The 3,693-nt window shown below is 65.9% G+C and carries 4 protein-coding genes; 2 read left to right on the top strand and 2 right to left on the bottom strand.

Annotation, left to right across the window (positions count from 1 at the left end; all coding sequences use genetic code 11):
* Positions 1–601 precede the first annotated feature (601 nt).
* Complete coding sequence (locus JWQ81_RS34745) at positions 602–1,192, bottom strand: TetR/AcrR family transcriptional regulator (RefSeq protein WP_297548215.1); 591 nt, start codon at positions 1,190–1,192, stop codon at positions 602–604.
* Between the two features lie 82 nt (positions 1,193–1,274).
* On the opposite strand from JWQ81_RS34745, the gene JWQ81_RS34750 reads away from it, so the two are divergent.
* Together JWQ81_RS34750 and JWQ81_RS34755 are read left to right on the top strand one after the other, a co-directional pair.
* Positions 1,275–2,447, top strand: coding sequence for an NAD(P)/FAD-dependent oxidoreductase (locus tag JWQ81_RS34750; protein WP_297548217.1), 1,173 nt, complete (start codon positions 1,275–1,277; stop codon positions 2,445–2,447).
* A 15-nt stretch (positions 2,448–2,462) separates the two neighbouring features.
* Complete coding sequence (locus tag JWQ81_RS34755; RefSeq protein WP_297548219.1) at positions 2,463–3,113, top strand: FAD-dependent oxidoreductase; 651 nt, start codon at positions 2,463–2,465, stop codon at positions 3,111–3,113.
* Between the two features lie 11 nt (positions 3,114–3,124).
* On the opposite strand, the gene JWQ81_RS34760 is transcribed toward JWQ81_RS34755, so the two are convergent.
* The gene (locus JWQ81_RS34760; protein WP_297548221.1) at positions 3,125–3,535 is read right to left on the bottom strand and encodes a helix-turn-helix domain-containing protein; all 411 of its coding nucleotides are present in this window, start codon (positions 3,533–3,535) and stop codon (positions 3,125–3,127) included.
* Between the last annotated feature and the right edge of the window lie 158 nt (positions 3,536–3,693).

Consider the following 3,693-nt stretch of genomic DNA (forward strand, 5'->3'; position numbering starts at 1 on the left):
CCCGCGACGCAGTGAAGGTGGCCGTGATGCGTTCCTTCAGTGCCATGCGACGTTCTTCGGTGGCCGAGTCTGGCCTGTTCCTCCAGTGGTAGTAGCCGGACTTGGAAACACCAATCCGCGCACACATGCGTATGATGGGGTAGTTCGCCTTCTCGTCATCGATGGACTCAAACTTGGAGATTATCGATATTCCTGAGCGACGAAGGTCGCAGCTTTTCCCAGAAACTCGGTCCGCATCCGAAGTTCCGCGACTTCTTTTTTCAACTCACGGAGTTGGGTGCGTTCGCTGATCGATAGTGGTGGTTCCTCACCCGCGTGTTCCTCTCGGTAGAGGGTTACCCACCTGCCGAGTGTTCCAGGTCTCCGATCCAGTTATCCGACCTTAGCCGGGACGACTGTCCAGGAACCCCAGGGCAGGCCGGACTGGCCGAACAGCTCGGCTGAAGGTCTTCGGTTTTCGACGGCTCGAGCGTTTGCGTTCGCCGATGAACCTCGGACTTCCACAATTCCGATTCGATGTGCTCGACCTGTGCCGGGGCACCACGCGTACGCCACGGGTGGACACGCGTGCGCAGACGGCGGACACGGAGTTCGGATGTGATCAGGTTCGGGTGTCGGGGTGGGTGGCTGTCCACCCGTGTTCGATCAGGGTGAAGATCGTGTCGATCGCCTGGGGCGGGTCGGGATGCTGGTGTGCCAGGGCGATGGCCTCGAGGGCGAACCGGGCCAGCGCGGCGCAGCCGATATCGTCCGCGGGGACGCCGACCTCGTCGGTGATGGCTCGCGCCAGGGCGGCTTCGTGGCGTAGCCACATGCGGCGGGAGTAGTCGCGCAGTGCCGGGTTGTCCTCGACCATGCGGGTGAAAGCCGAGATGTGCGGATACGCGACGGCCTCGGTCGCCCGATGCAGGGCGTGCTCGTGCAGTGCCTGCAGGACAGGCCGCCCGGGGGCACGGTCGCGCACCGCGGCGACGAGCGCCGCCTCGACGTCCTCGTCGATGTCGAAGACCAGCGATTCCTTGCTCGGGAAGTACTTGAACAGCGTCGTCACCGACACGTCGGCCGCGTCGGCCACCTCTCTGACCCCCACCTGGTCGTAGCCGCGGTCGAGGAACAGTTCGAGCGCGGCGTCGGCCAGTGCCTTACGGGTCTGGGCTTTCTTGCGCTCGCGCCGGCCAGTCTGCTCGATCATCCAGGCACTGTATCCGCTAAAACTGTAACAGTCAAAAACTTGAACGTTGCATGTTTTGCATGGTTGTGGTTTTCTGGCTGTCATGAACTCCACTCGCAGTCCCCGCATCGCGGTCGTCGGCGCCGGCATCGGCGGTCTCGCCTGCGCACGAACCCTTCAACGGCACGGCCACCGCGTCACCGTGGTCGAGCGTGAGACCTCGGCTGGTGCCCGCGGGCAGGGCGGCACGCTGGACCTGCACGTCGACACCGGCCAGGCCGCACTGCGTGCCGCCGGCCTGTTCGAGAAGTTTCGCGCGCTTGCCCGCGCGGAAGGCGAGGAAGTACGCGGACTGGATCCCTTCACCGGCGCGCTGGTGCACCACGAGCAACCGGCCGAGGGTGTGGGCAACGCACCCGAGATCGACCGTGGCCAGCTACGTGAGCTGTTCCTGGACTCGCTCGCCCCCGACACCGTCCACTGGGGACAGTCGGTTGCCGGGGTCACCCCGCTCGGCGACGGCACCGCCCGCCTGCACTTCGGCGACCGTACGACCGAGGACTTCGATCTCGTCGTCGGTGCCGACGGTGCCTGGTCACGGACCCGCCCCGCGCTCTCCGACGCGACCCCGGCCTACACGGGCGACACCTTCGTCGAGACCTTCCTCGACGACGTAGACAACCGCCATCCCGCACTGGCGCAGCTGGTCGGCAAAGGCACCCTGGCGGCGACATCCGACCGCGCCACGCTTTTCGGGCAACGCAACAGCGGTGGCCACATCCGCGTGTACGCCTCACTTCACGTCCCACTCGACTGGCATGTCGCCGCCGGCTTGGACCTCGCCGACACCACGGCCGTGCGCGAACACCTCCTCACGGTGCTCGAGGGCTGGCACGACGGCCTGCGCGATCTCATCCGCGAGTCCGACGGCGGCTTCATCAACCGGCCCCTGCACGTCCTGCCGATCGGACACACCTGGGACCACGTCCCCGGCATCACCCTGCTCGGCGATGCGGCCCACCTCATGCCCCCGTACGGCATCGGCGCCAACCTGGCGATGCTCGATGGTGCCGATCTCGCCACCGCCGTCGCCACCCACACCGACCTCGACCACGCCGTCCGCGCCTACGAAAAGCTCATGCTGGCCCGCGGCGAAGCGGCCGCCCAAGCCTGCGCCGAACTGGCCAAGGCCCTCGCCTCGGACACCGTCGTCAACGTGGAAGACGCGCGGAAACAGCTCAACGAACGCCTGCTGCGCCCCCAGCGCACCCGCTGAACCCGAGGGAACCCGATGCCCACACTCACCACACTCATCCATGTCGGGACAACGACCGGCGAGTCAGGAGTTTCCGTCCTGTCGTTCCGGCCCGGCAAGCCCTTGCGCTACACGGCCGGACAGTACGGCCTGTGGCTAAGGGGTACCACCGCCCGGCCGTTCACGATCGCGTCGGCGCCCGAGGACGAGTTCGTCCAGTTGGCGACGCGGCTCGACAGCGAGAGCCGTGTCAAGCGCATGCTGGCCGCGCTCACCGCCGGTGACAGGATCCGGTTCCTCGGCCCGATCGGGAAGCTCGCACCGCCGGAGGATGGACGGCCGATCGTGTTCCTCGCCCAGGGAATCGGCATCACCCCCGCTCGCTCGTTGCTCCGGCGGCCGTCGGCGCGACGACGGCTGCTGATCCACGTCGGTCAGCCGTATTTCCAGGACGAACTCCACCACTGGGCAGACCAGGCGATCTACCCGGTCGATCGCGCGCATTTCGTTGCCACACTGGAGAAGACGGTCGACGCGGAGCGGGACGCCCACTATCTGGTCTCAGGCAGCCCCGCTTTCGTCACCTCGACGACTCGCGCACTCGACGGGTTCGGCGTGGATCACACGCGCGTCCGGAGCGACTCGTTTCTGGGGTTGCCGGACCGCAGTGGCACCCAGGACGAGTGAGCCCGGGGATTTCACGGGGTGGTTTTCTCGGCGTCGTACTGTTCTCGCGCTTCGTCCACCTCATCGGTCTTGTCGACGGCCCAGTCGCGTATTTGGGAAATCACGCCGTATAGGCCTTGTCCGAGCGGCGTCAACTCGTAGTCGACGCGGACGGGCACGGTTGGGGTGGCGGTCCGTTTCACCATTCCGTCGCGTTCGAGCATGCGCAGGGTCTGGGTGAGCATCTTCTGGCTGACGCCGGGGATCTCCCGGTTGATGTGGCTGTAGCGCATCGCCTCGCCGAACGACCCGAGGGTGCACATGGTCAGGCTGACCCACCGGTTGCTGATCGTCGAGAGCAACGCCACCGCGGGGCAGTCGTGCATATACGCCGCGTAGGTGCCGGGCTCGAGCTGGCGTTCCGGGTTCGTGGTGGTGGGCATCCGTCACTCCTGTCAGGACTGCAACGCACTAAAAAGTACCTACTTCCGAATCGATCGTAACCCACCTAGCGTTCGTGGTGTTCGAATTCGCCAACGGAAGAGTGACGATCATGCGAGCAGTTGTCTACCGGTCTGTCGGCGCCCCAGACGTCATCGAG

Origin of the sequence: Amycolatopsis sp., assembly GCF_025464955.1 — a bacterium.
Classification (GTDB): domain Bacteria; phylum Actinomycetota; class Actinomycetes; order Mycobacteriales; family Pseudonocardiaceae; genus Amycolatopsis.

Coding starts and splice junctions, on each gene's coding strand:
- JWQ81_RS34760 (WP_297548221.1), bottom strand. CDS start 3,535: ATGCCCACCACCACGAACCCGGAACGCCAGCTCGAGCCCGGCACCTAC.
- JWQ81_RS34750 (WP_297548217.1), top strand. CDS start 1,275: ATGAACTCCACTCGCAGTCCCCGCATCGCGGTCGTCGGCGCCGGCATC.
- JWQ81_RS34745 (WP_297548215.1), bottom strand. CDS start 1,192: ATGATCGAGCAGACTGGCCGGCGCGAGCGCAAGAAAGCCCAGACCCGT.
- JWQ81_RS34755 (WP_297548219.1), top strand. CDS start 2,463: ATGCCCACACTCACCACACTCATCCATGTCGGGACAACGACCGGCGAG.